We start from the raw sequence: 23,627 nt of genomic DNA, 5'->3' as shown, positions 1-23,627 counted from the left end.
GCGGGGACGCGATGATAAGCCGCGCATCGGGGGCAATGCAATGGACGACCGCTCTTGTTTCTTAGGTATGCCTAGCCTAACTTCACTGGTGATCGTAGGAGCGGAAAACCTGACGGGAGCGACCTATGTCGCACAACTCGCACGATCCCCACGAAGCACCACGCGACAGGTCCCCGCTGAGCAGACGGGCGCTCCTCGCCGGAGCCGTCACCGTCGGCGCGGCCGGCGGCTACCTCACCCACGCCTCCATCGCCGCCGCGGCGGCGCGCCCCCTCGGCGGCCATGCCACCGGCCATGCCACCGGCCATGCCGCCCGCCCCGCCGCAGGCGCCCCCGGAGGCCCTGCGGGAGGCGCGCTCCCGGTCGAGTTCGTCGCCCACGACGCCGAGGCCGCCGCCCAGATGATGCGGGCGTCCACCGCCGCCGCCGGCGTCCTCCAGCTGCGCCCCTACCGGGACCGCCTCCGCGTCCCCCCGCGCGCCCGCGTCACCCGGTCGCGCGACGTGTCCCGCGTCACCATCACCATGAGACCGGCGCTCATCCGCCTGCACGCCGACATGCCGCCCACCCCGCTGTGGACCTACGACGGCCACTTCCCCGGCCCGACCATCGAGGTACGGCGCGGCGAACGCCTCCGCGTGACCTGGCGCAACAGCCTTTCCGGCGCCTATCCCGTCACCGCCGTCCAGCTCCGCAACAGTCCCGGCCCCGTGGCCGCCTGGGACCTGCCGGGACGCGGAGGGGCGACCCCGAAACCGGAGGTCGCGGCCCTGCCCCCGTGGACGGTGGTCCACCTCCACGGCGCCCAGACCACCGGCTCCAACGACGGCTGGGCCGAGAACGCCGTCGGCCCCGGCCACGTCCAACTGGTCGAGTACGTCAACGACCAGCGCTCGGCCGCGCTCTGGTACCACGACCACGCGATGCACATCAGCCGGTTCAACACCATGACCGGGTTGACTGCGGGCATGTACCTCATCCGCGACGACGAGGAGGAGGCGCTGGACCTGCCGGGCGGCGAGTTCGAGATCCCGCTCGTGCTCTGCGACCGCAACTTCGACACCGGACCCGACGGCAAGGTCGACGGGCGGCTCCTGCACAAGGTGATCGAATACCCTCAGCAGGCCGAGAGCGTCATCCGGTCCTTCACCGGCCCCTACACGCTGGTCAACGGCACGGTCTGGCCGTACGCCGAGGTGCGGCCCCGGTGGTACAGGTTCCGCCTGCTCAACGCCTCCAGCATCCGCCCCTACCTGCTGCGGCTGGTGGACGAGCAGGGCGAGTCGGTGGCGGGGCGCGTCTTCCAGATCGGCTCGGACGCGGGGCTTCTCCCTGCACCCGTCCCCATCCAGGACTGGGTGCTGCTGGTGCCCGCCGAACGCGCCGACGTGCTGGTGGACTTCACCGGCCTCGAAGGGAGGTCGCTGCGCTGGGTGGACTCCTCGTCCGTCGCCTCTCCGGTGCCCGACGTCATCGACTTCCGGGTGCGCGGGCGTGCGCCCGGGCGCACGTTCGCGCCGCCCGCCACGGTGAGCAGAAGCTACGCGCGGGTCGAGCCGGACAAGCTCCCCGAGCCGACCGAGCGGATGGTGCTCATCACCCCCGCCTTCCCCATCAACGCGGAGATGTGGGAGATGGTCAAGGTGGAGGCGCCGTCCGGCGCGCTGCCCCTCGACGGCATCGTGCAGTTCCAGCAGCCCGACGGCACCGTCACCACCTACCAGCGGATCGCCCGCGACTACCAGGACCCGGTCGGGTTCCACATCGCCGAGGACTCCTGGGAGAGGTGGCAGTTCGTCAGCCTGGAGGGCAGCGGCGTGCCGCACCCCATGCACGTGCACGGCTTCACCTTCCAGGCCACGGCCCGCATGCGGCTCGACGGCAGCGGATTCCGCTACTTCACCACCGCGTCGGGCAGGCTCGGAGGCGGCACCGCCACACCGATCAAGATCACCGGAGCGATGCCGGTGCGCCCTGAGGAGCACGGCTGGAAAGACGTCATCGCCCTCGGTTTCCGACAGCTGGTCACCGTCGTCGGACGCTTCACCGGAACCACCGGCCGGCTGATGCACCACTGCCACGTCTACGAGCACGAAGACCACAAGATGATGCGGCCCATCGTCGTCCTGCCGGGGCCGATCATGGCTCTGGACCCCCACCGGGGAGGCCACTGAGCCGCTTGCGCCCGGGCGGCGGAACGCCCGCGGGTCACCCGCGTCCGGACCACCACTCGGCCATCAGCAGGTAGACGAGGTAGACCCCGCCGACGATCCCGGTCAAGATGCCCACCGGGAACTGCACGCCCGCGATCACCCGCTGCGCCACGACATCGCTGACCAGCAGCAGCAGCGCGCCCATCAGCGCCGACGCCGCGATGCCCTCCGACCCGGCCCGGCTGAGCCGCTTGGCGAGCTGCGGAGCGGCCAGCGCCACGAACGCGATCGGGCCCGCCACCGACGTCGACACGGCCACCATGCCCACCGCCACCAGCAGCAGCGCGACGCGCGACCGCTCCACCCGCAGGCCGAGCGCGTGAGCGGTGTCATCGCCGAGTTCCAGCAGACGCAGCGCCCTGCCCAGCAGCATCGCCGTCGGCAGCAGCACCGCGAGTACCACCGCCAGAGTCTGCACATCCGACCAGGAGCGGCCGTTCAGCGAACCGATCAGCCACCGCTGAGCGTGTGCCGCCACCTCGAAGTCCGCCCGTGTCAGCAGATAGGTGTTGACCGAAAGCAGCACCGAACTCATGCCGATGCCGATGAGGACCAGCCGGTACCCCTGCACACCCCTGCGGAAGGAGATGACGTAGACCAGCAGCGACACCACCCCTCCGCCCACCAGCGCCCCGGCCGCGACCGCCGCCGATCCGCCGGCCAGCACGATGATCGCGACGATCCCACCGGTGGCCGCACCCGTGGTGAAGCCGATGACGTCGGGGCTCGCCAGCGGATTGCGCGTGAAACTCTGGAACACCGCCCCCGACGCGCCGAGCGCCGCCCCCACCAGCAGCGCCGAGACGACCCTGGGCAGGCGCAGCCGGTTGACGACGAACCGGTCGCCGCCGTTCCCCTCCCCGGCCAGCGCCGCCACCACGTCGGCGAAGGGAATCGCGTAATCCCCCAGCGACAGCGCCACGACCGACACCGCGGCCGAGCACACCGCCAGCACGGCGCACACCACGACCGGCCGCACCGACACACGCACGGACAGGCCGCCCCCGAACAGGCGCAGCGGCCTGCCGTACCGGTCAAGGGTTCTGGCGCCGCCCTTCACGCCCCTCACAGCTTCACGATCCTGTGTTTGCGTACCAGCCACATGAAGACCGGCGCGCCGACACACGCCATCACAATGCCGACCTCCAGCTCGCTGGGGCGCGCGATCCCCCGCCCCGCCACGTCGGCGGCCAGCAGCAGAATCGGCGCCACGACCATGCTGTACGGCATGAGCCACCGCTGGTCGGGTCCCGTGAAGAACCGGACCATGTGCGGCACGGTCAGCCCGATGAACCCGATGGGTCCGGCCGCCGCCGTCGCGCCGCCGCACAGCAGCGTGATCGCCACCGCGCTGAGCAGGCGCGTACGGCCCACCCGGATCCCGAGCGAGCGCGCCGTGTCGTCTCCGAGGGCCATGGCGTTCAGCGACGGCGTCAGCAGCAGCGCGACGAGCAGCCCGATCCCGATGAACGGCAGCACCTCGCGCACCACCGACAGGTCCCGGCCCGCCAGCGCGCCCACCGCCCAGAAGCGGTAGCGCTCGAACGCGATCGGCTCCAGCATCAGCACCGCCTGGATGATCGACGTCAGCACCACGCCGATGGCCGTGCCCGCGAGCGCCAGCCGTACCGGGGTCGCGCCGCCCCTGCCCACGGAGCTGACGGCGTAGACCAGGACGGAGACCGCAAGGGCGCCGGCGAACGAGAACCACACGTAGGCGGTGAGGCTGGTCAGGTCGAGGAACGCCACCGCGAACACCACCGCGGTCGCCGCCCCGGCGTTCACCCCGAGCAGACCCGGGTCGGCCAGCGGGTTCCGGGTCAGAGTCTGCATCAAGGCCCCCGACGCCCCGAGCGCCGCCCCGACCAGAATGCCGATCAGGGTCCGCGGCACCCGCATGGACGTCACGATCAGGCTCTCGTACGACCCGTCCGAGCCGAGGAACGCCGAGATCACCGTGCCCGGGGACATCTCCATCGACCCGTACGCCACGCTGAACGCCGACAGGAGCAGCAAAACCCCCAGGGCGACGAGCAACCCCGCGGCGCGTCCTGCCGTCCGTACCACGGCCCGCCGCGGCGGCGTCTTCCCCTCAGGGTCCTCGGTACGGACGACCGTCATCGAATCGGTCACCAGGCGCCCCTAGGAGCCGGCCTTTTCCAGCGCGGGGCGCATGGCATCGAGGAGATAGGAGATGTTCCGCACGGTCGGTGTGCGCATGGCGCCGATCTTCTCGGCGTCCAGCACGTGATACGTCCCGTTCTTCACCGTCGGGATCTTCTTGAACAGCTCGGACTTCTCAAAGCCCGCCATTTCCGAGTCGCTGAAACCGCCGATGAACATCAGATCACCGTCGAGCGCGTTCAACTGCTCATAGCTCAGGAACCCGGTCTCGCCGCCCTTGGACTCCAGCTTCACCAGCCCCGGCGCCGCCCCGAGCCCCATGCTCTGGAAGAACCGGACCAGGTGGTCGTTCGGCCTGGCCCCCGCCTGCACCGTGCCGGGCTGCCGCAGCACCACGTAGGACACGGTCTTCCCCTTGAGGCCGGGATAGGTCGTCGCCACGCCCGCGAGCCGGCGCTCCCCCTCCTCGACCGCCTTCTGGGCCTCGGCGCTCTTCCCGAGGACCTTGCCCACCGTCGCCAGGATCTCCTGCCACGTGCCGTCCTGGTTGTCCGTCCCGATGATCCCGATCGTCGGCGCGATCTCACTCAGCGCGGTATACAGACCCTTGTTGCTCGTCACCTGGTACGACCCGAAGATGACATCCGGCCTCAGCCCGGCGATCTGCTCCACCGAGATGTCGGCCACCGTGTTGATCGCCGTCGTCGCCGGCTCCTTCAGCTCGGGGTTCCACGGCGCGAACACCGCTCCCGACGCGCTCCACTTGTTGCCCGCCACCGGCACCACACCCAGCGCCAGAGTCGCGTCGACCCAGCCGGTGCTCAACGCCACCACGCGCTTCGGGGCCCGCTCGATGACCGTCTCCCCCGCCGCATGCTTGATCGTGACCGGGAAGGCCGCGGAACCCGCCGACGGAGGGGCCTTCCCCTCCGCACCACCGCCCGTGTCCCCGCCGCACGCGGCGCCCCCCACCAGCAGCGCCGCAGCCGCCACCAACGCCGGCAGCCATCGCGCCCCGCCCACCTTCACACGCATGTCCTGGCGTAACAAATACCGCTCCTTCCGATGGCATGTCCGTCCGTCCTCGCCGCACAGGCGGCCACGAGGCGGGCCAAAGTAAGGTTAGGCTAGCCTAAATCTCCTCAAGATTCACTGATCCACCCAAAGAGTGCGACCGACTTCTCCCCTTTTTCCGGCCAGGCTTTTCCGGCCAGGCGCCGGCGGCTCGCTCGCGAGGTGGAATGCCAGCGCATTCAATGACATAGGAGACATTCATCCCCCGCCCTACCGGGCGAGGCCGCGCCGGGTCGCGACGGCTGATTGGTACGGAATTCACGCCTGATGTTGGTACTACAAGGTGGCCCATGACTGCGCGAGGATCGGAGACCCGTCCACCGCGCGCCAAGGAGAACTCTCTGCCATGCGTTTCCAGCACTCACCCGAAATCTGGGCCGCCCACCCCACGCTGGCAGCAGGAGTCATCCATGCCGACGGCATCACAGCCACTGCGAACGTCGAGGAGTTCCTGCCTCGCCACGTCGCGAACGCGCGGCGGCGACTGGCCCAGCGGCCCCTCAGCGAGTTCCCCGAGATCAAGGCGTGGCGGCAGGCGTTCGCCGCCATGGGGGTGAAGCCCACCCAGTACCGGTGCGCGTCCGAGTCGCTCCTGCGCCGCCTCGACAAGGGCCTCGAACTACCCCGCGTCCACCCTCTCGTCGACCTCTGCAACCACCTGTCCGCGAGCTATGCGATCCCCGTCGCCGCCCTCGACCTGGCCCGCATCACGGGCGACCTCGACGTGCGGCCCGCGAACGGCACCGAGCGGTATACGGCGTTCTCCGGTGATGTCGAACACCCCAAGCCCGGAGAGGTCATCTTCGCCGACGAGGCGGCCCACGCCCACGCCCGCCGCTGGACCAACCGGCAGAGCGCCACCTCGGCCATCCGCGACTCCAGCCGCGAGGTCCTCATCGTGATCGAAGCCCTCCACGACACGGCCCGCGACGACGTCGGCTCTCTCGTCGTGACACTGGCCGACGAGCTGCGGCGTATCTGGGACATCGAACCCAAGACCGCCATGCTGTCCGCCCAGCACCCCGACTTCTCATCCCCGACCGCCTAGCGTTCACCGGCGCCGGCGCCGGCGCCTTTACAAAGTATTGTGCAGGCGTAAAGCGCATCCTGGCGCCCCAGGGATACCGTCCCGAGTTCGGCGGTATCCCTGGGGCGCCATGCGCATGCCGTACCGGCGGCGGGTCCGCGGCGGTCATGGACCGCCCGGAGTCAGACCCCTGCCGGGACCGGGCCGAACAGCCAGTTGCCCTGGGCCTGCTCGTCGGCGCTGCGGAAGAACTGCTCGTTCGCCAGGTGCAGTTCCTCCCGGCTCAGCGAGCCGTTGGCGTCCAGGTCGAGGTGCTCGAACGCGATGAGACCGTTCGCCTCCGACATGCGGAAAGCGCTGCCGGTCATCCGGAGGTACTCCGTACGGGTGATCCGCCCGTCTCCGTCGGTGTCCATCAGGTCGTAGAAGGCGTTGGCGACCGGCGCGATATGCGCGTGGTAGCCGTCCTCAGGCTGGGTGACGAACCGGTCGAAGCCGGTCGTGAACTCCTCCAGATCGACCCGTCCGTCCCCGTTGATGTCCATCGGGAACGTCACCTCGTCCCACAGCCTCGCGTAGCGCTCGCGGACCCGCTGCGACTCGGCCGAGCCCGGCGCGAACCCGAAGGCGTTCACGAGCCGGTCGGCAGAGGCGGTGTAGTCCATCTTGTCGACGGTCCCATCGTCGTCTACGTCCAAGAGAGCGAAGAGATGGGCCATCTTGCGCTGCTGCAGGTCATTGAGCATGGAGCCTCCAGGGATGTGATTACTATAGGCGTTCGAGACTTTACTAGGTGTTACTGAGTTTTGGGGAGTCCTTTGTGCATGTTCAGGTCATCGATGGGGCGAACGGCTTCGTGGGCTCCCACCTGGCCGCCGCCCTGCTCGCCCGGGGCGATGACGTCATCGCCCTGGCGCGCGCGTCCACGGAGGTAGTGCGTCGCCGGGTCACCGACGCGCTGCTCTGCCTGGGCTTCGAGGAGTCCCTGGTGGACCGGCTCCGGGTGCGCGGGCTGGCATTGAACAAGCCGGACCTCGGCCTGCCCGCGGCCGAGGTCTTCGCCGAACGCTGCACCTATTGGCACACCGCCGCCCTCGTCACCTTCTTCCCACGCCGCGAGGAGGAGCTCCAGGACGTGAACGTGACAGGTTCGGCGAACGCGCTGGCCACCTTCGAGCGGCACGCCCGTCCGGAGTCGCGCTACATCCACATCGGGACGGCCTACCAGTGCGGGCTTGACAGCGACGGCCCCGTCCCCGAGGACTGGCCCGCGCAGGCGCCGCCGGACCGGTTCAGGAACTCCTACGAACACTCCAAACGCGAAGCCGAGATCGCGCTGAGCCGGTCGCGCTCCGTCCGCGAAGGGAACGTCCTGGTGCCGCGGCTGGGCGTGATGGTCGGCCACTCCCAGACCGGCCGGGCGCTGACCGACTACGGCCTCTACGACTTCCTCAGGGTGATGGCCTTCTTCGCCCGCCGTACACCGGGTGAACGGGTCCGCCTCCCCTGCCATCCCGACGCCAACCTCCACCTGACGCCCATCGACACCACGGTCTCCCGGTTGCTCTCACTCACCGCCGAGAACCGCGAGCAGCCGGTCTTCCATGTGGTGAACGGTGGAACGGTCCCGGTCCGCGACCTGTTCGCCGTGATCAACGCGTGGCTGCCGATCGAACTGGTCCCCGCCACGCCCGAAGAGATCCAAGAGAAGCCGTTCAACCGGTTCGAGGCCGTGGTCAACATGCGGGCCAAGTACACCGCGATCTACTTCCAGCACCACTACGACTTCGCGTGGCGCGACATGGCGGCCCCGCCCGCCGTCACTCTCCCTGTCCTCGACCGACTGGTCTCCTGGTACGTCCGCGAAGGGTTGCCGGAATGAGCGACTTCGTTAGCCACATGCGGAACCACCTCAGCGACGACCGGGAACTGGTCTTCGTGCGGGACAACGGCGAGACCACCCGGCTCACCTTCGCCGAACTGGACCGGCGGGCCCGCGCCGGAGCCGTATGGCTCACCGAGCGCGGCATGACCGACCACCCGGCGCTGCTGCTCTATCCGGCCGGGCTCGACTTCACCGTCGCGTTCCTCGCCTGCCTCTACGCCCGGGTGCCGGCGATCCCCGCGCCCCTACCCGAGACCGGCACATCTCACTCGGGCCGCGTACGGACACTCCTGGACGACGCCGGCGCCCGTATGGTCCTGACCGACTCCGCGCACGTGACCGCCCTGTCGGACCTCTCGGCATGCGTCATCGACACCGGTTCCGATCCGGACACCTGGACTCCGCCGGTCCTTTCCGCCGACACCATCGCCTACCTGCAGTACACCTCCGGCTCGACGAGCGAACCCCGCGGAGTCGAGATCTCGCACGGCAATCTGCTGCACAACCTGGAGCTGTTCCGCGCCCTGTCAGGAGCGGAACCCCCGCGGCGGCTCGCCGGATGGCTGCCTCACTACCACGACATGGGACTGGTCGGCCTCCAATTGCAGGCGCTCTACCTGGGCGCCGACCTGGTGTTCATGTCGCCCATCGCGTTCGTCGCACGGCCGGTGCGCTGGCTGCAACTGATCACCCGGTACGGCGCGGACTGGACCGTGTCCCCGGACTTCGGATACGCCTGGTGCACCCGCAGGATCACCGATGAGCAGCTCGCCGAGCTGGACCTGTCCACCTTGACCATGGCCCTCAGCGGAGCCGAACCGATCAAAGCCGCCACCTTCACCGACTTCGAGCGGAGATTCGCCCCCGCCGGCTTCCGCCCGACCACATGGAACCCCGGGTACGGCCTGGCCGAATGCACCCTGATGGTCACCTGCACACCACGGGGGCAGGGGGTCACCGTACGAAGCTTCGACCCCTCCGCGCTGGAACGCCACCAGGCCATCCCCGACCCCGACGGGGTCCCCCTGGTGGCCTGCGGCCCGGCCTTGGGCCTCGACCTGCGCATCGTCTCCCCGGAGAACTCCACCCCCGTCCCCGACGGCGGCATCGGGGAGATCTGGGTGTCGGGCCCGAGCGTCGCCCTCGGCTACCGGGGCCGGCCGGAGGAGACCCGCGCCACCTTCCGCGCGGGCGACGGCCACTGGCTGCGCACCGGCGACCTGGGCTTCCTCCTGGACGGCCGGCTGTACGTCACCGGGCGCATCAAAGACGTCATCATCGTCAACGGCCGCAACCTCTACCCGCAGGACCTGGAAGAAGCGGCTGCGCGGGCGAACCTCACCGCCGGGCGAAGCGCCGCCTTCGGCGTCCGCCGCCCGGACGGCGGCGAACACGTCGTCCTCATCCAAGAGGTACGCCGGGGGCATTCCGGCGCCCTCGGCGAAACCGCCGACCAGGTCATGGACGCCGTGGCGAGGGAGTTCGGCATCCCGCTGAGCCTCATGCTGGTCCCCCGCGGCGCCGTACGGCAGACCACCAGCGGCAAGCTCCGCCGCCGGCATATGAGAGAACTGTTCCTTGGCGGCGGCCTCACCCCCCTGCACACCGAACTCGAACCCGCCGTGAACACCCTGCTGGCGACCGTCCCGTGACCACCCCCCTCCCTCCCCTAGGAGCAGCCGTGCCCCCCCATGACCTGCGCCGATGGCTCACCGAAAAGGTGGCCGACCACCTCCGGATGCCGCCCGCCGACATCGACCCCGCCGTCAAACTCCGCACCTACGGCATGGAGTCGATCCACGCGATCACCCTGTGCGTCGACATCGAAGAGACCCTCGGCCTCCTCGTCGACCCCACCCTGGCCTACGACCACCCCACGATCGACGCCCTCACCGCCCACCTCTCAGAACTCCTCCCACCGCCCCAGACGAACACCCCCCGACCACTCCCGACGGGCACCCCCTAACCGAGACCGCGTGACCGTCCGGCGTCCTCGGTGAGCGCCGTGGACAAGGCCGAACTCATCGGCTGAGAGTCCCTCTCGCCTGGCCGCGCGCGGTGACCGTACGGCGGCCGCGACGATAGCAGAGGTCCCCCTGTGGTCGTTCTCGACCGCCGGGGGACCTCTGCCGTATCCATGATCGTCGAAATCAGACGGAGTTCATAAGCTGCCCTTATCATGCCTGCGGCAGACCTTCTTGGACGCGTCACAGCGGCATATGTAATGGTCGTTCCGACCGGCCCGAAATCCGGAAAAGAACCCGCAAAAGGCTGACGACCCATTGCCCTGACGCCGCCGTCTTCGGCCCGCGTGAACAGTGCAGACCAGTCGTTTCTTGATCCATCGAGAGGAGATGGGTTGTTTGTCCAAAACCCTTGATCACGGCGAGGGCGCGGCGCGCGGATCCGGCGGCGTCCATCGCCCCGCACTTCACCCGCTCGAACCGCTGACCCCGGACGAGATCAGCCGCGCGGCGGCCGTCCTCGTGCGCGACCGCGGCCTCGGAGACGACCACCGGTTCGTGTTCACCGAGTTGCACGAACCGCCCAAGGACATCGTCAACGCGTTCCGCGCGGGTGATACGTGGTCGAGGCAGGCGTTCATCGTGTTGCGCGACAGCGCCCACCACAGGACCCTTGAGGCCGTCGTCGACCTGTCCGCCGACCGCGTGGCCGGCTTCGAGGAGATCCCCGACGCCCAAGCCCCGATGACCAAGTACGAGCTGGCGAACTGCAAGGCCGTGATCGCCGCCGATCCCCGCTGGCAGGAGGCGATGCGCAAACGCGGCGTCACGGATCTGTCGCTGGTCACGATCGACAAGTGGGCCAGCGGATACACCGGCCCGCAGGACGCGCCCGACCGGCGCCGCATCGCCCGGCCGCTCACCTACGTCAAGGAGTCGCCGCTCGGCAACGCCTATGCCAGACCGGTGGAGAACCTCGTGGTCACGGTCGACCTGGACGCGATGGAGGTGCTCGACGTCACCGATACCGGCGTGGTCGCGCTCCCGCCCACCCGCGGCGACTACCGGCCGGACCAGATCGTCGATCCGCGGAACACCCCATCCTTCGAGTCGGTGCGCGAGCCGATGAAGCCGATCGTCATCGAGCAGCCCCAGGGGCGGTCGTTCACGATCGATGATCATGCGCTGAGCTGGGCGAACTGGCGGCTGCGGATCGGCTACACGCCCCGCGAGGGCCTCGTGCTGCACCAGATCTCCTACGTCGACCGCGGGCGCGAACGGCCGGTGATCTACCGGGCGTCGCTGTCGGAAATGTACGTGCCGTACGGCGACCCGGGCGACACGCACTGGAACAAGAACGTCTTCGACGAGGGCGAGTACGGGCTCGGCGGCATGGCCAACAGCCTCGTGCTGGGGTGCGACTGCCTGGGCGACATCGCCTACCTCGACGCCTACGTGAACGACCACCATGGGCAGCCGGTGCGGATCCCGAACGCCATCTGCATCCACGAGGAGGACGCCGGCATCGGCTGGAAGCACACCGACACCGACGGTACCGGCCTGGTGCGCCGCAACCGCCGCCTCGTGATCTCGGTGTTCACGACGGTCGGCAACTACGACTACGGGTTCTACTGGTATCTGTACCTCGACGGGACGATCGAGTTCGAATCCAAGCTCACCGGCGTCCTGTCGACCGGAGCCGTGGAGGCCGGCGTCACGCCCGAGTACGGCGCCCTGGTGGCGCCGGGTCTGTACGGCCCGAACCACCAGCACTTCTTCGGCCTGCGCCTCGACATGGCCGTCGACGGCGAGCGCAACGACTTCTACTCCGTGCACAGCGAGGCCGCCCCCGACGAGGCTAACCCCTGGGGCAACGCGTGGCGGCAGGTCGTGACCCACCTCGACAGCGAGCACGCGGCCCGCCAGCTCGCGGACCCGGCCGCGGGCAAGGCGTGGCTCGTCGCGAACGCCGACAGGCGCAACGCGCTGGGATCCCTGATCGCCTACAAGGTCGAACTGGGAGGCTCGCTCACGATGCCCTTCGCCCGGCCCGGTTCCCAGCAGGCCAACCGCGGAGGGTTCACGACCCGGCACATCTGGGCCACCGCCTACGACCCGCGCGAACGGTACGCCGCGGGCGAGTACGTGGCGCAGAACCCCGGCGGCGACGGGCTTCCCGCCTACACCGGCGGCGACCGCCCGCTGGCCGGCGCCGACCTGGTCATCTGGCCGGTGCTCTGCGCGCACCACGTCGTACGCCCCGAGGACTGGCCCGTCATGCCGGTCGCCACCGTGGGACTGCACCTCAAGCCGGTCGGCTTCTTCGACGGGAACCCGATGCTCGACCTGCCCGCCGAGGGCGGCCACACCGGCCACGGCGAGGGGGCCGCCTGCCACGGCGACTGCGGCTGCTGTTCCACCGGCTGAGCGGCGTGGGTTCCATGATTCGACGGCCGCATCGGCCCACGGGGCCGGCCCTGGCCGCGGCGGCCTTCGCCGTACCCCAGGCAGGGCTGCACCTGCTGCTCATCGGCTCGCTCGCGGGGCCGGCGGGCGCCGCGATGGCGGTGCTCGCGCTCGCGTGCGCGCTGTGCGCGATCGACCTGTGGCGGCGACCCCGCCTGCGCGCGTGGGCGATGATGCTCGTGCTCAGCGTCGCGATGATCGCCGTGCACCTTTTCCCAGGGTTCCTCGGGCATGGCGCCGAGACGGCGCACGGGCCCCACGAGGCGGGCGTGGGCCACCATGCGGGCCACTCCGTCGCAGAGGGCTCCTTGTCACTGTCGGGCTTTGCGATGAACGCGGCGCTGTGGTTCTCCTTCGCCGAGACGATCCTGGCCGCCGCGGTGCTGCTCGGCGCCGCCCGGCACCGGATCCCCTGGTTCGCTCCGCGAAGGAGTGGGACCTGTCCGTGACAGGACGACGATGAACCGCCGGGCGGCGTTCGCGGCGTCCGCGCGGAGAACGCCACCCGCCGGATGGGTGAAGACCGTCCCCCACGCGGAGGAGCAGTTGAGTGAAGACTGGCTGGATTTATCGTGATGAGTACGACTGGTATGACATGGGAAGAAGTCCGGGGCTGATCCCTCCCGGGCGGTTCGTCGAGCCGGGCGAGCACCTGGATCAGCCCTCCACGCGCCGACGCGCCGCGTCGCTGGTCCGCGCCAGCGGACTGGCCGAGCATCTCACACCGCTGCCGGTGACCGCGGCGGGCGACACCGAGCTCCTGCGCGTCCACACCCGCGACTACCTGGACTTCCTGATCTCCCAGGACGCCCTCCCCAAGGGCGGCCACGCGGACCGGGGAACATGGCGCACGCCGTTCGGCCCGGGCGGTCTGGAGATCGCGCGGTTGAGCGCCGGCGGAGTCACCGCCGCCGCCAGAGCCGTGGTGGAGGGGGCGGTGTCGAACGCCTACGCGCTGGTGCGCCCGCCCGGGCACCACGCCCTCCCCGACCGGGGCATGGCCCTGTGCGTGTTCGCGAACGTCGCCGTCGCGATCAAGGCGGTGCGCCACGAGTACGGCGTGGGCCGCGTCGCGGTGATCGATTGGGATGTCCACCACGGCAACGGGACCCAGGAGATCTTCTGGGACGACCCCGACGTGCTGACCGTGTCGATCCACCAAGACCGGCTCCTGCAGCTCAGCACGGGCGACGTCGAAGAGATGGGGGGGCCGGACGCGCTCGGCGCGTGCCTGAACGTCCCCCTGCCGCCGGGGTCGGGATCACAGGCCTACCGGGAGGCGCTCGGGAGGATCGTGCTGCCGAGGGTGCGGGACTTCGCCCCCGAGCTGATCGTCGTGGCCAGTGGCTATGACGCGTCGTTCTTCGACCCGAACGGCCACATGCTGCTCGGGGTGGAGGATTACCGGTGGATGACCCAGCAGGTCGTGGACCTGGCCGGGGACATCTGCCAGGGACGCCTCGTCGTGGCTCACGAAGGCGGCTACTCGCCCTGGTATGTGCCCTACTGCATGCTCGCCGTCGTCGAGACCCTCGCCGGTGAGCGGACGGAGGTCGCCGACCCCGTGGCCTTCATCGTCGAGGGCAACCCCTTCCAGGCCCTCTCGGCGGACCAGGCACGCGCCCTCGACAGGGTCGAGGCGGCGCTGAACGCCGCGCCACCCCGGCGGACGTTATGAGGGCCCCGTGGCGGCGCGGACTCGTCGGGGTCGGCGTCTTCGTGGCGCTCCTCGAAGTGGTTCCGCGCACGGGCCTCGTCGATCCGGGGTATCTCCCGACCGCCGGCACCATCGCCGGCGCTCTCGGCGAGCAGCTCTCCCGCGAGGCCTTCTGGTCCGCACTCCTCGACACGCTGCGCGGCTGGTCGATCGGCCTGGGCATCGCGGTCGTCGCCGGTGTCGCCGCCGGCATCGTGATCGGCGTCGTCCCCGCGCTCCGGGCGTTCACGGCCTCGACCGTCGAGTTCCTGCGCCCCATCCCCTCGGTGGCGCTGATCCCCCTCGCCGTCTTGATGTTCGGCACCAGCATGCAGTCGACGCTGGTGCTGATCGTCTACGCGAGTTTCTGGCAAGTGCTCGTGCAGGTGCTCGACGGTGTGCGCGACGTCGACCCGGTCACCCAGGAAACCGCGCGCAGCTACGGCTTCGCCGTACCGACCCGGATCCGGGTCGTCGTGTGGCCCGCGGCGCTGCCCAACGTGATCACCGGAATACGCCTGGCGGCGACGGTCGCGCTCGTGCTCGCCATCACCGGCGAGCTGGTCATCGGATCCCCCGGCCTCGGCCGCCAGATCGCTCTGGCGCAGTCCGCGGGGGCGGTCGAGGCGATGTACGGACTCGTCGTCGTGGCCGGGCTGCTGGGGGTCGCGGTGAACCTGTCGATCCGAGCCGCCGAACGCCGCCTCCTGCGCTGGCACGTCTCCGTGCGCCGGGAGAACGCCGTGTGACGCTCGTCCACACGACGAGAACACCCGGCGAGAACACGCGACACGAGAACACCCCGGCGAGAACACCTGACGAGACACCCGGTGAGAGCACCGCGATCGCCGTCCTCATGCCGAGAGAACGACTATGAGATTCATCCGTTCCATCGCCACCGCCACCGTCCTGCCCGTACTCCTCGTCGCCGCGTGGTGGTTCACCTCCCTGGGCAGCGACGACTTCTTCTGGCCGCCCCTGCGCGACATCCTGACCGAGGTGCCCTCGACATGGTTCGAGGGACGCCTGGGGGCCGATGTCGCGCCCTCCCTCCTGCGACTGTCGGCGGGATACTCCCTCGCGCTGGCCATCGGAATCTCGGCGGGCCTGGCCATCGGCCTGTCGGCGCCGCTGCGCCAGTACTGCGAACCGGTCTTCGAGTTCCTGCGCTCGATCCCGCCGCCGGTGCTGGTCCCGATCATCATGCTGTTCGCCGGCATCGGCGACAGCATGAAGATCGTCGTCATCGCCTTCGGCTGCGTATGGCCGATCCTGCTCAACTCCGTCGAAGGGGCCCGTTCCATCGACGAGGTGCTCCACGACACGGCCCGCGTGTACGGCCTCGGCCCGGCGGCGCGCTTCCGCCATCTGCTGCTGCGCGGCGCGAGCCCGCACATCGTCACCGGAGCGCGCCAGGCCCTGTCGATCGCCATCATCCTCGTGGTCATCAGCGAGATGTTCGCCGCGAGCAACGGGCTGGGCTTCACGATCGTGCAGTTCCAGCGGTCGTTCGCGATCCCGCAGATGTGGTCCGGGATCCTGCTGCTCGGGGCCATCGGGGTGATCCTCGCGTTGGTCTTCAAGCTCGTCGAGAACCGCGTCCTGGCCTGGTATTTCGGCCTTCGCCGCAAGCAATAGGCCGCAAGGCGGCGGTAGGCCGCAAGCAAGAGAAGGGACACCCCATGACCCTCCCACCCGTGCTCACCGTGGACCACGTCAAGAAGGTCTACGTGACCGGCGACCGCAGCGTGGAGGCGGTCCGCGACCTGCACTTCGAAGTGGCGACGGGCGAGCTCGTCTGCGTCGTCGGCCCTTCGGGCGCGGGGAAGACGACATTGCTGCGCTGCATCGCGGGGCTGATGGACGTCACGTCCGGCGAGGTGCGGCTGGAGGGCTCCGCCATCTCCGGACCGCCTCGCGGCATGGCCGTCGTCTTCCAGGAATACGGGCGCAGCCTGTTCCCGTGGATGACGGTCCGCCGCAACGTCGAACTGCCGCTCAAGGAGAAGAAGGTCCCCCGTGAGCGCCGCGCCGCGCTTGTCGACGAGGCGCTCGCCACCGTAGGGCTCGACCACGTCCACGACGCCTACCCCTGGCAGCTCTCCGGCGGCATGCAGCAGCGGGTCGCCATCGCGCGGGCCGTCGCCTACGAGCCGCAGATCCTCTTGATGGACGAGCCGTTCGCCGCCGTCGACGCTCAGACCCGCGCCGATCTGGAAGACCTGATCCGCCGGCTGTGGTCGCGGCTGGGGGTCACGGTCCTTTTCGTCACCCACGACATCGACGAGGCCGTGTACCTCGGCGAACGCGTGCTCGTGCTGTCGAACTCGCCCACGGTCGTCCTTGAGGACGTGCCGATCGATCTGCCCGCCGACCGCGACCAGCTCGCCACGCGGGCGCTGCCGCGGTTCGCCGAGCTGCGCGCCCACGTCTACGGGCTCGTCCAGCAGGCCAAGCGGGGTGTGCGCGCGGTTCCGGCCGACTCAGGCGCCGCCGCCTCCCACTCCACCGCCCACACCACCCCCCACTCCGCGCACCGCGAAAGGAAGTCGTTATGAACCGCGTGGGAAGAACGCTCTCGGTCCTTGTGGCACTCACCCTTGTGGCGGGCTGCGGCGGAGGGGGTGAGAGCGCCGACGGGTTACGCGAGGTGACCATCGGCCTCGTGCCCGCGGCCGTCACCGCCGCCATCCACGTGGGGATCGACCAGAAGTTCTTCGAACAGGAGGGCTTGAAACCGTCTATCGAGACGGGACAGGGCGGCGCCGCCCTCCTGCCGGCCGTCGCCTCGGGCCAGATGGAGTTCGCCTCCAGCACGCCGGTCTCGCTGCTGATGGCCAGGGACCGGGGTCTGAAGGTCCGCGCCATCACCCCGTGGACGGGTGACGGCACCTCGGCCGACGGCACGGTGAAGTCGTCGAACGTCGTGCTCGCCAAAGATCCGTCCATCCGGTCCGCCCGCGATCTGGAAGGCCGGACCGTCGCCATCAACGCCCTCCGCAGCGTCGGGGACCTGACCATCCGCGAAGCCGTACGCCACGCCGGAGGCAACCCGGACAAGGTCACCTTCGTCGAGATGGGATTCGCCGACATGCCGGGCGCCCTCGCCCAAGGGCACGTCGACGGCATCTGGACGGCTGAGCCGTTCATCACCACCCTGGTGGCCAAGGGGCACCACGCCGTCAAGCAGACCGACAACTCCGACGCGGTGCCCGACATGGCGACTCAGCTCATCTTCACGTCCCAGAAGCTGATCGACGATGATCCCGACCTTGTGGCGGCCATGACGCGCGCGCTGGGGAAGACCCTGGCCTATGTGAAGGACAATCCCGACAAGGTGCGGGCCCGTATCCCCACCGTCTTCGCCGAACTCGACCCCGCCATCGTCAAGCGGCTCGACCTCGACGTGTACGAGACCCAGCTGCGCCGCGAACCGCTGGAGCGCATCGGCCGGCTTCTGGAACTCGAGAAGTGGATCAAGCCTCCCGCCGACATCGCCGGGCTTCTTCCGTGACCCTGCCGGCAGGGGCCCGCCGGCAGGGCTCCTGCCGGCGGGAGCCCGGCCCACGGCCCGCGCCGTGCCCTGGGCGCCGCCCCTAGCGGGTGCCGCCGGCGGGAGCCGTACGGCCTGGCCCGTGTCCCGGCCCGTGTCCCGGCCCGTACCGCTCGCCCCGGGACGCGACGGCGGTGGCGAACGTGGACCGGATCAGACCGACCAGGGGGCGCGCGAAGGGATGCGGCGCGTCGCGGTGCTCGGCGACCACGATGTCCAGCACCTCATCCTCGATCGGGACGAAAGCCAAGTCGTCCCATCCGGGGGGCTGGTTGGGCACCACGGTGACACCGAGACCCGCGCGGACGAGGCCGAGCATCGTCTCGGCGTTCGCCGCCGAGACGACGACGTTCGGGGTGAAGCCGTGCTTGGCGCACAGGGCGACGAAGTTCTCCGCGTAGAGGCCGGTGGCTGCGACCCACGCCTCGTCGGCGAGCTCGGTGAGCGTCACCGACTCCCTGCCGCTGAGCCGGTGGCCGGCGAGCACGGCGACGAACCGCTGCGTGCTCCCGACGCGCATAAGGTGAAGCGCGGACGTGTCGAGGTCGAGCACGTCCGGCAGATGGAAGATCGCGAGATCGATGGCCTGGTTCCTGATCGCCTGGAGCAGGTCGTCGAACACATAGGACTCGAGCACGACCTTCAGGTCGGGTGAATCGCGCTCGACCATGGCCATCAGGCTGGGGATCTCCGTGCGAGCCCAGGTGGTGATGTAGCCGATCCTGATCCGGTGCTCGCTCGGGCGGAGAGCCATCTGGATCGGTCTCAGGGTGTCGCGCAGGTCGCCCAGCGCACGCTCGGCGGCGCGGAGCAGCGCCGCGCCCTCCGGGGTCAGGCGGACGCCGGAGGAGGACCGATCCAGCAAGGTGAATCCGAGTTGCCTCTCCAGCTTCTTGATCTGCTGGCTCACCGCGGGCTGCGAGACGTACAGGATCTCGGCTGCGCGCCGGTAGCTCAGCTCGCGCCCGACCACGACGAATGTTTCGAGAATGCGCAGGTCAAAGCCCAGCCTCGTTGCCGAGAAGGTCATAACCGGAGCTTATCGGCGCATCTCCACTGCGTCTTGGACGGATTGGCTACAACTTTCAATCATTTTCACGAGCAGCTTTTTCGTGAGCAGGTCTTCATAAGCAGGTTTCCATAAGCAGGTCATCATGAGCAGGCGCTGAAAGGAGTCCCATGACGCAGAGCAGGCGCTCGATCGCCGTCAGGTCCGTACGGGACATCCCGGAGGACAGCGAGTTCGACGTCGTGGTGCTCGGCGCCGGCGCGGCGGGGCTCGCCGCCGCGGTGTTCGCCGGGCTGCGGGGCGCGCGGGCTCTGATCGTCGAGAGCAGCGAGTACATCGGCGGGACGAGCGCGCTCACCGCGGGCACGCTCTGGCTGCCGGGCGCCCATCCCACAGACGGCAGATCGGCCGACGAGGATCGGCGGCTCGCGAGCCGATACCTCGAATCCGCTCTCGGCCGCGACCGGCCGGGCAGCGGCCCCCTCGGCGCCGCCCGGCCGGACGGCGGCCCGCCCGGCGGCGGCAGGCTCGACGCCACCAAGTCGCCGGACGGCGGCGATCCCCTGGCGCCGCTGCGGGAGCGCTTCCTGGGCGAGGCGGCCGAGGCCATCGCCCTTCTCGCCAGGCACACGGCGGTCTCCTTCGCCCGGCGTGACCGCCACCCCGACTATCTGGGCTCCGTCGAGGGCGCGGCCGTCTCCGGGCGGGCGATCGAGGCCGTCGACTTCGACGGCAGGCTCCTCGGCCCCGACCTCAGGCTCGTGCGCCCGCCGCTCCGCGACTTCACCATCTTCGGCGGCCTGGCACCCAACCGGGACGAGGCGCAGCGCTACTCGGTGATCGCGGCGCGGCCGGCGAGCCCGGAGGCGCTGGTGAACGCCGTCGCCGCGATCCCCCGCGTCTCACGGCACCTGCTCGACCGGCTGATCCACCGGCGCTCCTCCCACCTGACCCTGGGGAACGCGCTGATCGGCCGCCTCCTCGCCTCACTCAGGCGACTCGGCACGGCCCGCGTCGTCCTCAACGCGGAACCGGTGGCGCTGACGCGCGGCCCCGCGGGAGTCGAGGCCGTCAAGATCACCGACGGGCACGCGACCCGCACCGTCCGCGTCGCGCGGGCCGTCATCAGCGCCACCGGCGGCTTCTCGCGAGGGGCGCGCAGGGCCGAGGTCCTGGCGGGTCTTCCCCTGACGTGGAGCGCCGTGGTGGACAGCGCGAAGGCCTCCGCGCACTCCCTGCTCGAAGGCGCCGGGGCCGTCTTCGAGCGGCAGGGCACCGACGCGTTCTGGGCACCGATCTCGCTGGTGCCGGGCCGTCGCGGCGGCCGGCCGGAACCCTATCCGCATTTCGCCCTCGACCGCGGCAAACCCGGTTTCATCCTCGTCGACCGGCTCGGCAGGCGATACCTGAACGAGTCATCTCCCTATCACGTGCTGGGCGAACACATGCTCGCGCACGGCGAGCGGGACGGAGAACCCAGCTTCCTGATCGCCGATCACCGCGCCGTCAAACGGTACGGCATAGGCGCGGTCAGGCCGGGAGGGTGGGGCACGAGACGCCGCCTGCGCGACGGCTATCTCACGACCGGACGCGACCTGGACGAACTCGGCCGGCGGCTGGACATGCCTCCGGGCCGGCTGCGCGGTACCGTCCACCGGTTCAACACCTTCGCCGGGCGCGGGGACGATCCGGACTTCGGGCGAGGGGGCGACCCCTACCAGCGCGGCCTCGGCGACGCCCGCCACCGGCCGAACCCCTCCCTGGGCGCCGTCGAGCGACCGCCGTTCTACGCCGTGCGCGTCTACCCGGGCGACATCGGCTCCGCCTCGGGATTCGTCACCGACGAGAACGCCCAGGCCCTCGACGCCGAGGGCCGGCCCATCGGCGGGCTCTACGTGCTCGGCAGCGACATGCGCTCGATCATGGGGGGACGCTACCCCGGCCCCGGCATCACCCTCGGTCCCGCGATCGTGTTCGCCTCCCTGGCGGTCGGACACGCGCTGGAGCGGCGCGGGTGACGCGACGACCCGCCGATAACCACCGCTTATGGAGCCTGTCGCGGTCGATATTGGACGCGCGGAGGCCGACTGGAGAGGGTTCAGACATGCCAAATCTCGATGCGGAGACGCCGGGCACCGCGGTCGTCACCGGAGGGGCGCGCGGCATCGGCGCCTCCTGCGCCGCGCGGCTCGCCGCGCAGGGGCGGCCCGTGGTCGTCTGGGACCGCGAGGCCCCCGAGGACCCGGTCAACGGTGTCGACTATGTGCGTGTCGACGTCGGCAGGGCCGACGACGTCGCCCGCGCGGCGTCGGCGTCGGCGCTCGGCCGGGTCGGCCTCCTGGTGAACGCGGCGGGTGTCACCGGTTTCGGCCGCGCCGAGGAGATCGCCCCGGACCTGTGGCGGGAGGTGCTGGAGAGCAATCTGTACGGACCGTTTCACACGGCCCACGCTCTTTTCCCGGCGCTCCGCCGGGCGAAGGGGCAGATCATCAATATCGCCTCCATCACCGCGGGTGTTCCGGGAGCGGGAAGAGTCGCCTATTGCACGTCGAAGAGCGGCGTGGTGACGATGACGAAGGTTCTCGCGCTGGAATGGGCCGCCCATGGAATCCGGGTGAACTGCGTCAGCCCCGGCTACACCAGAACTCGGATGGTGCAGGACGCCATGGACGCCGGGCACCTTGACGAGCAGGCGGTTCTCGGCCGCATCCCTCAAGGGCGCACCGCCGAGCCCGGCGAGATCGCCGACGTCATCCTCCTGCTCACCGACGAGCGGTTCGCCCACGTCACCGGCGACAACCTCGTGGTCGACGGCGGTTGGTCCGTCAACGGCGCGTACTGACGAGCCGGGCCGCCCCCTCTCATCCCCCACCCCCACCCCCCACCGCCATCAACCAGCACCACGGTTCGTCGCAACAGGCCGCGCCGCCACAGAGTGCGACGCGGCAAGGTAAGGAGCCTCAATGGGCAACAGCACCGTTGCACCAGAAGGCAAGGAGAAGCCGGCCCGCCTCTCCGGCTCGCTCGGGGTCGTCTCCATCGTGTTCATGGTCGTCGCGGCGGCGTCGCCGCTCGTCGTCGTCGGCAGCGTCTCCCCTCTCGGCATCGTGATCGGCAACGGCGTCGGTTTCCCGGCGCTGTTCGCGATCAGCGCCGTCATTCTCATCCTTTTCGCCGTCGGCCTCACGACGATGGCGCGCCACGTGCCCAAACCGGGCGCGTTCTTCACCTTCGTCGGCTACGGCCTCGGCCCCACCGCCGGTATCGTCGCCGCGTGGCTCGCCATCCTGGCCTACACCTCCGTGCAGCTCGCCGTACACGCCTACATGGGGTTCGTCCTCAGCGACACGGTGAGTTCGCTCGGCGGCCCGGCTCTGCCCTGGTGGGCTTGGTCGCTGCTGGTCATCGCCGCGGTCGGCTGTCTCGGCTACCGCAACATCGACCTGTCGAGCAAGGTGCTCGGTTTCATGCTCGTGCTCGAAGTCGGCATCGTCCTCGCGCTCGTGGTCGCCGTCCTGTTCACCGGCGGTGACTCCGGGCTGGACCTCTCGCCGTTCGCACCGGCCAACATCGTGAGCGGCTCCCCGGGCATCGGCCTGATGTTCGCGATCGGTTCGTTCATCGGTTTCGAGGCGACCGTCGTCTTCCGCGACGAGGCACGCGACCCCGGCCGCACCATCCCCCGCTCGACCTACGCGGCCGTGATCGGCATCGGGGTCTTCTACACGCTCGCCGCGTGGTCGATCGTCATGGCCTGGGGCGCCGACAAGGTGGTGGCCAAGGCCGCGGAGGACCCCGGAACGATGATCTTCGCGACCATGCACCGCTACCTCGGCGAGTTCGGCGAGAAGGGCGTGAACCTCCTGCTGATCACCGCGATGCTGGCGTGCGTGCTGGCGTTCCACAACGTGCTCGCCCGCTACCAGCACTCGATGGCGAACGCCGGCGTCCTGCCCCGCGCCCTCTCCGGCATCCACCCGAGGCACCGGTCCCCGCACGTGTCGTCGCTGGTGCAGACCATCACCGCGGCCTCGTTCACCGCACTGTTCGCGATCATGGATCTCGACCCGGTCTTCGCGGTCTTCACACCGCTCGGCGGCGTCACCAACCTGGCGATCGCGCTGCTGATCGCGCTGACATCCATCGCGATCCTGGTCTACTTCGCCAGGACGAAGGCCGACCGGCGGCTGTGGAACACCGTGATCGCCCCCGTGCTCGGGCTCGTCGGCATACTCGCCGCAGCCGCCTTGATCATCGCGTACTTCCCGCTGCTGGTCGGCGATGTCGACGCCAATGGCGACCAGGTGGTCGGCGGGGTGACGATCCTGCTGCTCGGGCTGATCGCGGCCGTCCCGATCCTCGCCCTGATCCAGGCCGCCGTGATCAAGAAGCGGAACCCCGCCGCCTTCGAGGCGACGATCGACCGCGTCGGCGTCTGAGCGCAGCTCCAGACGCCCAGACACCCGGACACCCGGACACCCGGACACCCGGACACCCGGATGAAGGAAAGGATATTGATGAACATCACGGAGACCGCGGCGCCTCCCGCGCGTGCGCCGCTGCCAGCGCCCGCCTGCCTGCCGCCCCCGTCGTCGTCCACCACCGCCGGCTTCGAG

20 protein-coding genes are annotated in these 23,627 nt (G+C 69.9%); 15 read left to right on the top strand and 5 right to left on the bottom strand.

From position 1 onward, the window contains the following. Positions 1-125 precede the first annotated feature (125 nt). Complete coding sequence (locus tag BLQ73_RS13955) at positions 126-2,174, top strand: multicopper oxidase family protein (RefSeq protein WP_093170860.1); 2,049 nt, start codon at positions 126-128, stop codon at positions 2,172-2,174. Between the two features lie 34 nt (positions 2,175-2,208). Here the strand turns inward: BLQ73_RS13955 and BLQ73_RS13950 are convergent, their stop codons facing one another. The 3 genes from BLQ73_RS13950 to BLQ73_RS13940 are packed head-to-tail and all read right to left on the bottom strand — an operon-like array spanning position 2,209 to position 5,387. Further along, a complete protein-coding gene (locus BLQ73_RS13950) occupies positions 2,209-3,282 on the bottom strand; it encodes a FecCD family ABC transporter permease (protein ID WP_245691069.1) in 1,074 nt (357 codons plus the stop codon). Then, positions 3,279-4,346, bottom strand: coding sequence for a FecCD family ABC transporter permease (locus BLQ73_RS13945; protein WP_245691068.1), 1,068 nt, complete (start codon positions 4,344-4,346; stop codon positions 3,279-3,281). Before BLQ73_RS13945 ends, BLQ73_RS13950 begins: the two co-directional genes overlap by 4 nt. A 9-nt stretch (positions 4,347-4,355) precedes the next feature. Continuing rightward, positions 4,356-5,387 carry an iron-siderophore ABC transporter substrate-binding protein gene (locus tag BLQ73_RS13940; protein WP_143020254.1) on the bottom strand — a complete coding sequence of 344 codons (1,032 nt, stop codon included), beginning with the start codon at positions 5,385-5,387 and terminating at the stop codon, positions 4,356-4,358. A gap of 370 nt (positions 5,388-5,757) precedes the next feature. Here BLQ73_RS13940 and BLQ73_RS13935 point away from each other — a divergent pair, with 370 nt between their 5' ends. Beyond that, the gene (locus tag BLQ73_RS13935) at positions 5,758-6,459 is read left to right on the top strand and encodes a B3/B4 domain-containing protein (RefSeq protein WP_093170858.1); all 702 of its coding nucleotides are present in this window, start codon (positions 5,758-5,760) and stop codon (positions 6,457-6,459) included. Positions 6,460-6,620: 161 nt separating this feature from the next. Here BLQ73_RS13935 and BLQ73_RS13930 read toward each other — a convergent pair whose 3' ends face one another. Beyond that, entirely contained in the window at positions 6,621-7,184 is a 564-nt protein-coding gene (locus tag BLQ73_RS13930) for an EF-hand domain-containing protein (RefSeq protein WP_093170857.1), read from the bottom strand. A 74-nt stretch (positions 7,185-7,258) separates the two neighbouring features. Between BLQ73_RS13930 and BLQ73_RS13925 the strand changes: the two genes are divergently transcribed. The 10 genes from BLQ73_RS13925 to BLQ73_RS13880 all read left to right on the top strand — a co-directional run bounded on the left by BLQ73_RS13925 (position 7,259) and on the right by BLQ73_RS13880 (position 17,963). Then, on the top strand, positions 7,259-8,320 hold the full coding sequence (locus BLQ73_RS13925; protein WP_176955431.1) for an SDR family oxidoreductase: 1,062 nt from the start codon (positions 7,259-7,261) through the stop codon (positions 8,318-8,320). Beyond that, positions 8,317-9,975 (top strand): fatty acyl-AMP ligase, encoded by a 1,659-nt coding sequence (locus BLQ73_RS13920; protein WP_093170855.1) that lies wholly within the window; start codon positions 8,317-8,319, stop codon positions 9,973-9,975. Before BLQ73_RS13925 ends, BLQ73_RS13920 begins: the two co-directional genes overlap by 4 nt. A gap of 29 nt (positions 9,976-10,004) precedes the next feature. After that, positions 10,005-10,289 carry an acyl carrier protein gene (locus BLQ73_RS13915; protein ID WP_218125845.1) on the top strand — a complete coding sequence of 95 codons (285 nt, stop codon included), beginning with the start codon at positions 10,005-10,007 and terminating at the stop codon, positions 10,287-10,289. Between the two features lie 397 nt (positions 10,290-10,686). Next, a complete protein-coding gene (locus BLQ73_RS13910) occupies positions 10,687-12,714 on the top strand; it encodes a primary-amine oxidase (protein ID WP_218125844.1) in 2,028 nt (675 codons plus the stop codon). 14 nt (positions 12,715-12,728) lie between these two features. After that, on the top strand, positions 12,729-13,202 hold the full coding sequence (locus BLQ73_RS13905) for a hypothetical protein (protein WP_093170853.1): 474 nt from the start codon (positions 12,729-12,731) through the stop codon (positions 13,200-13,202). A gap of 101 nt (positions 13,203-13,303) precedes the next feature. Then, complete coding sequence (locus BLQ73_RS13900; protein ID WP_143020253.1) at positions 13,304-14,431, top strand: class II histone deacetylase; 1,128 nt, start codon at positions 13,304-13,306, stop codon at positions 14,429-14,431. Continuing rightward, the gene (locus BLQ73_RS13895; RefSeq protein WP_093170851.1) at positions 14,428-15,198 is read left to right on the top strand and encodes an ABC transporter permease; all 771 of its coding nucleotides are present in this window, start codon (positions 14,428-14,430) and stop codon (positions 15,196-15,198) included. Before BLQ73_RS13900 ends, BLQ73_RS13895 begins: the two co-directional genes overlap by 4 nt. 124 nt (positions 15,199-15,322) lie before the next feature. Then, positions 15,323-16,087, top strand: a complete 765-nt coding sequence (locus tag BLQ73_RS13890; RefSeq protein ID WP_093170850.1) for an ABC transporter permease — start codon at positions 15,323-15,325, stop codon at positions 16,085-16,087. A gap of 44 nt (positions 16,088-16,131) precedes the next feature. Next, a complete protein-coding gene (locus BLQ73_RS13885; protein ID WP_093170849.1) occupies positions 16,132-17,007 on the top strand; it encodes an ABC transporter ATP-binding protein in 876 nt (291 codons plus the stop codon). After that, positions 17,004-17,963, top strand: coding sequence for an ABC transporter substrate-binding protein (locus tag BLQ73_RS13880; RefSeq protein WP_093170848.1), 960 nt, complete (start codon positions 17,004-17,006; stop codon positions 17,961-17,963). The genes BLQ73_RS13885 and BLQ73_RS13880 overlap by 4 nt, the downstream gene beginning before the upstream one ends. A gap of 82 nt (positions 17,964-18,045) precedes the next feature. Here the strand turns inward: BLQ73_RS13880 and BLQ73_RS13875 are convergent, their stop codons facing one another. Beyond that, positions 18,046-19,032 carry a LysR family transcriptional regulator gene (locus BLQ73_RS13875; protein WP_093170847.1) on the bottom strand — a complete coding sequence of 329 codons (987 nt, stop codon included), beginning with the start codon at positions 19,030-19,032 and terminating at the stop codon, positions 18,046-18,048. Positions 19,033-19,181: 149 nt separating this feature from the next. Here BLQ73_RS13875 and BLQ73_RS13870 point away from each other — a divergent pair, with 149 nt between their 5' ends. From BLQ73_RS13870 to BLQ73_RS13860, 3 genes are all read left to right on the top strand, one after another. Further along, positions 19,182-21,029, top strand: a complete 1,848-nt coding sequence (locus BLQ73_RS13870) for an FAD-binding protein (RefSeq protein WP_093170846.1) — start codon at positions 19,182-19,184, stop codon at positions 21,027-21,029. A gap of 86 nt (positions 21,030-21,115) precedes the next feature. Continuing rightward, positions 21,116-21,853 (top strand): SDR family NAD(P)-dependent oxidoreductase, encoded by a 738-nt coding sequence (locus BLQ73_RS13865; protein ID WP_093170845.1) that lies wholly within the window; start codon positions 21,116-21,118, stop codon positions 21,851-21,853. A gap of 121 nt (positions 21,854-21,974) precedes the next feature. Further along, entirely contained in the window at positions 21,975-23,450 is a 1,476-nt protein-coding gene (locus BLQ73_RS13860; RefSeq protein WP_093170844.1) for an APC family permease, read from the top strand. Positions 23,451-23,627: the final 177 nt, after the last annotated feature.

The organism is Sinosporangium album (genome assembly GCF_900100605.1).
Classification (GTDB): domain Bacteria; phylum Actinomycetota; class Actinomycetes; order Streptosporangiales; family Streptosporangiaceae; genus Sinosporangium; species Sinosporangium album.
This window is presented reverse-complemented; position numbering and strand designations above follow the sequence as displayed.

What these genes read in the sequence shown, in the direction of transcription:
- BLQ73_RS13955 (WP_093170860.1), top strand. Translation starts at nt 126, where the DNA reads ATGTCGCACAACTCGCACGATCCCCACGAAGCACCACGCGACAGGTCC.
- BLQ73_RS13935 (WP_093170858.1), top strand. Translation starts at nt 5,758, where the DNA reads ATGCGTTTCCAGCACTCACCCGAAATCTGGGCCGCCCACCCCACGCTG.
- BLQ73_RS13930 (WP_093170857.1), bottom strand. Translation starts at nt 7,184, where the DNA reads ATGCTCAATGACCTGCAGCAGCGCAAGATGGCCCATCTCTTCGCTCTC.
- BLQ73_RS13920 (WP_093170855.1), top strand. Translation starts at nt 8,317, where the DNA reads ATGAGCGACTTCGTTAGCCACATGCGGAACCACCTCAGCGACGACCGG.
- BLQ73_RS13905 (WP_093170853.1), top strand. Translation starts at nt 12,729, where the DNA reads ATGATTCGACGGCCGCATCGGCCCACGGGGCCGGCCCTGGCCGCGGCG.
- BLQ73_RS13895 (WP_093170851.1), top strand. Translation starts at nt 14,428, where the DNA reads ATGAGGGCCCCGTGGCGGCGCGGACTCGTCGGGGTCGGCGTCTTCGTG.
- BLQ73_RS13890 (WP_093170850.1), top strand. Translation starts at nt 15,323, where the DNA reads ATGAGATTCATCCGTTCCATCGCCACCGCCACCGTCCTGCCCGTACTC.
- BLQ73_RS13885 (WP_093170849.1), top strand. Translation starts at nt 16,132, where the DNA reads ATGACCCTCCCACCCGTGCTCACCGTGGACCACGTCAAGAAGGTCTAC.
- BLQ73_RS13880 (WP_093170848.1), top strand. Translation starts at nt 17,004, where the DNA reads ATGAACCGCGTGGGAAGAACGCTCTCGGTCCTTGTGGCACTCACCCTT.
- BLQ73_RS13875 (WP_093170847.1), bottom strand. Translation starts at nt 19,032, where the DNA reads ATGACCTTCTCGGCAACGAGGCTGGGCTTTGACCTGCGCATTCTCGAA.
- BLQ73_RS13870 (WP_093170846.1), top strand. Translation starts at nt 19,182, where the DNA reads ATGACGCAGAGCAGGCGCTCGATCGCCGTCAGGTCCGTACGGGACATC.
- BLQ73_RS13865 (WP_093170845.1), top strand. Translation starts at nt 21,116, where the DNA reads ATGCCAAATCTCGATGCGGAGACGCCGGGCACCGCGGTCGTCACCGGA.
- BLQ73_RS13860 (WP_093170844.1), top strand. Translation starts at nt 21,975, where the DNA reads ATGGGCAACAGCACCGTTGCACCAGAAGGCAAGGAGAAGCCGGCCCGC.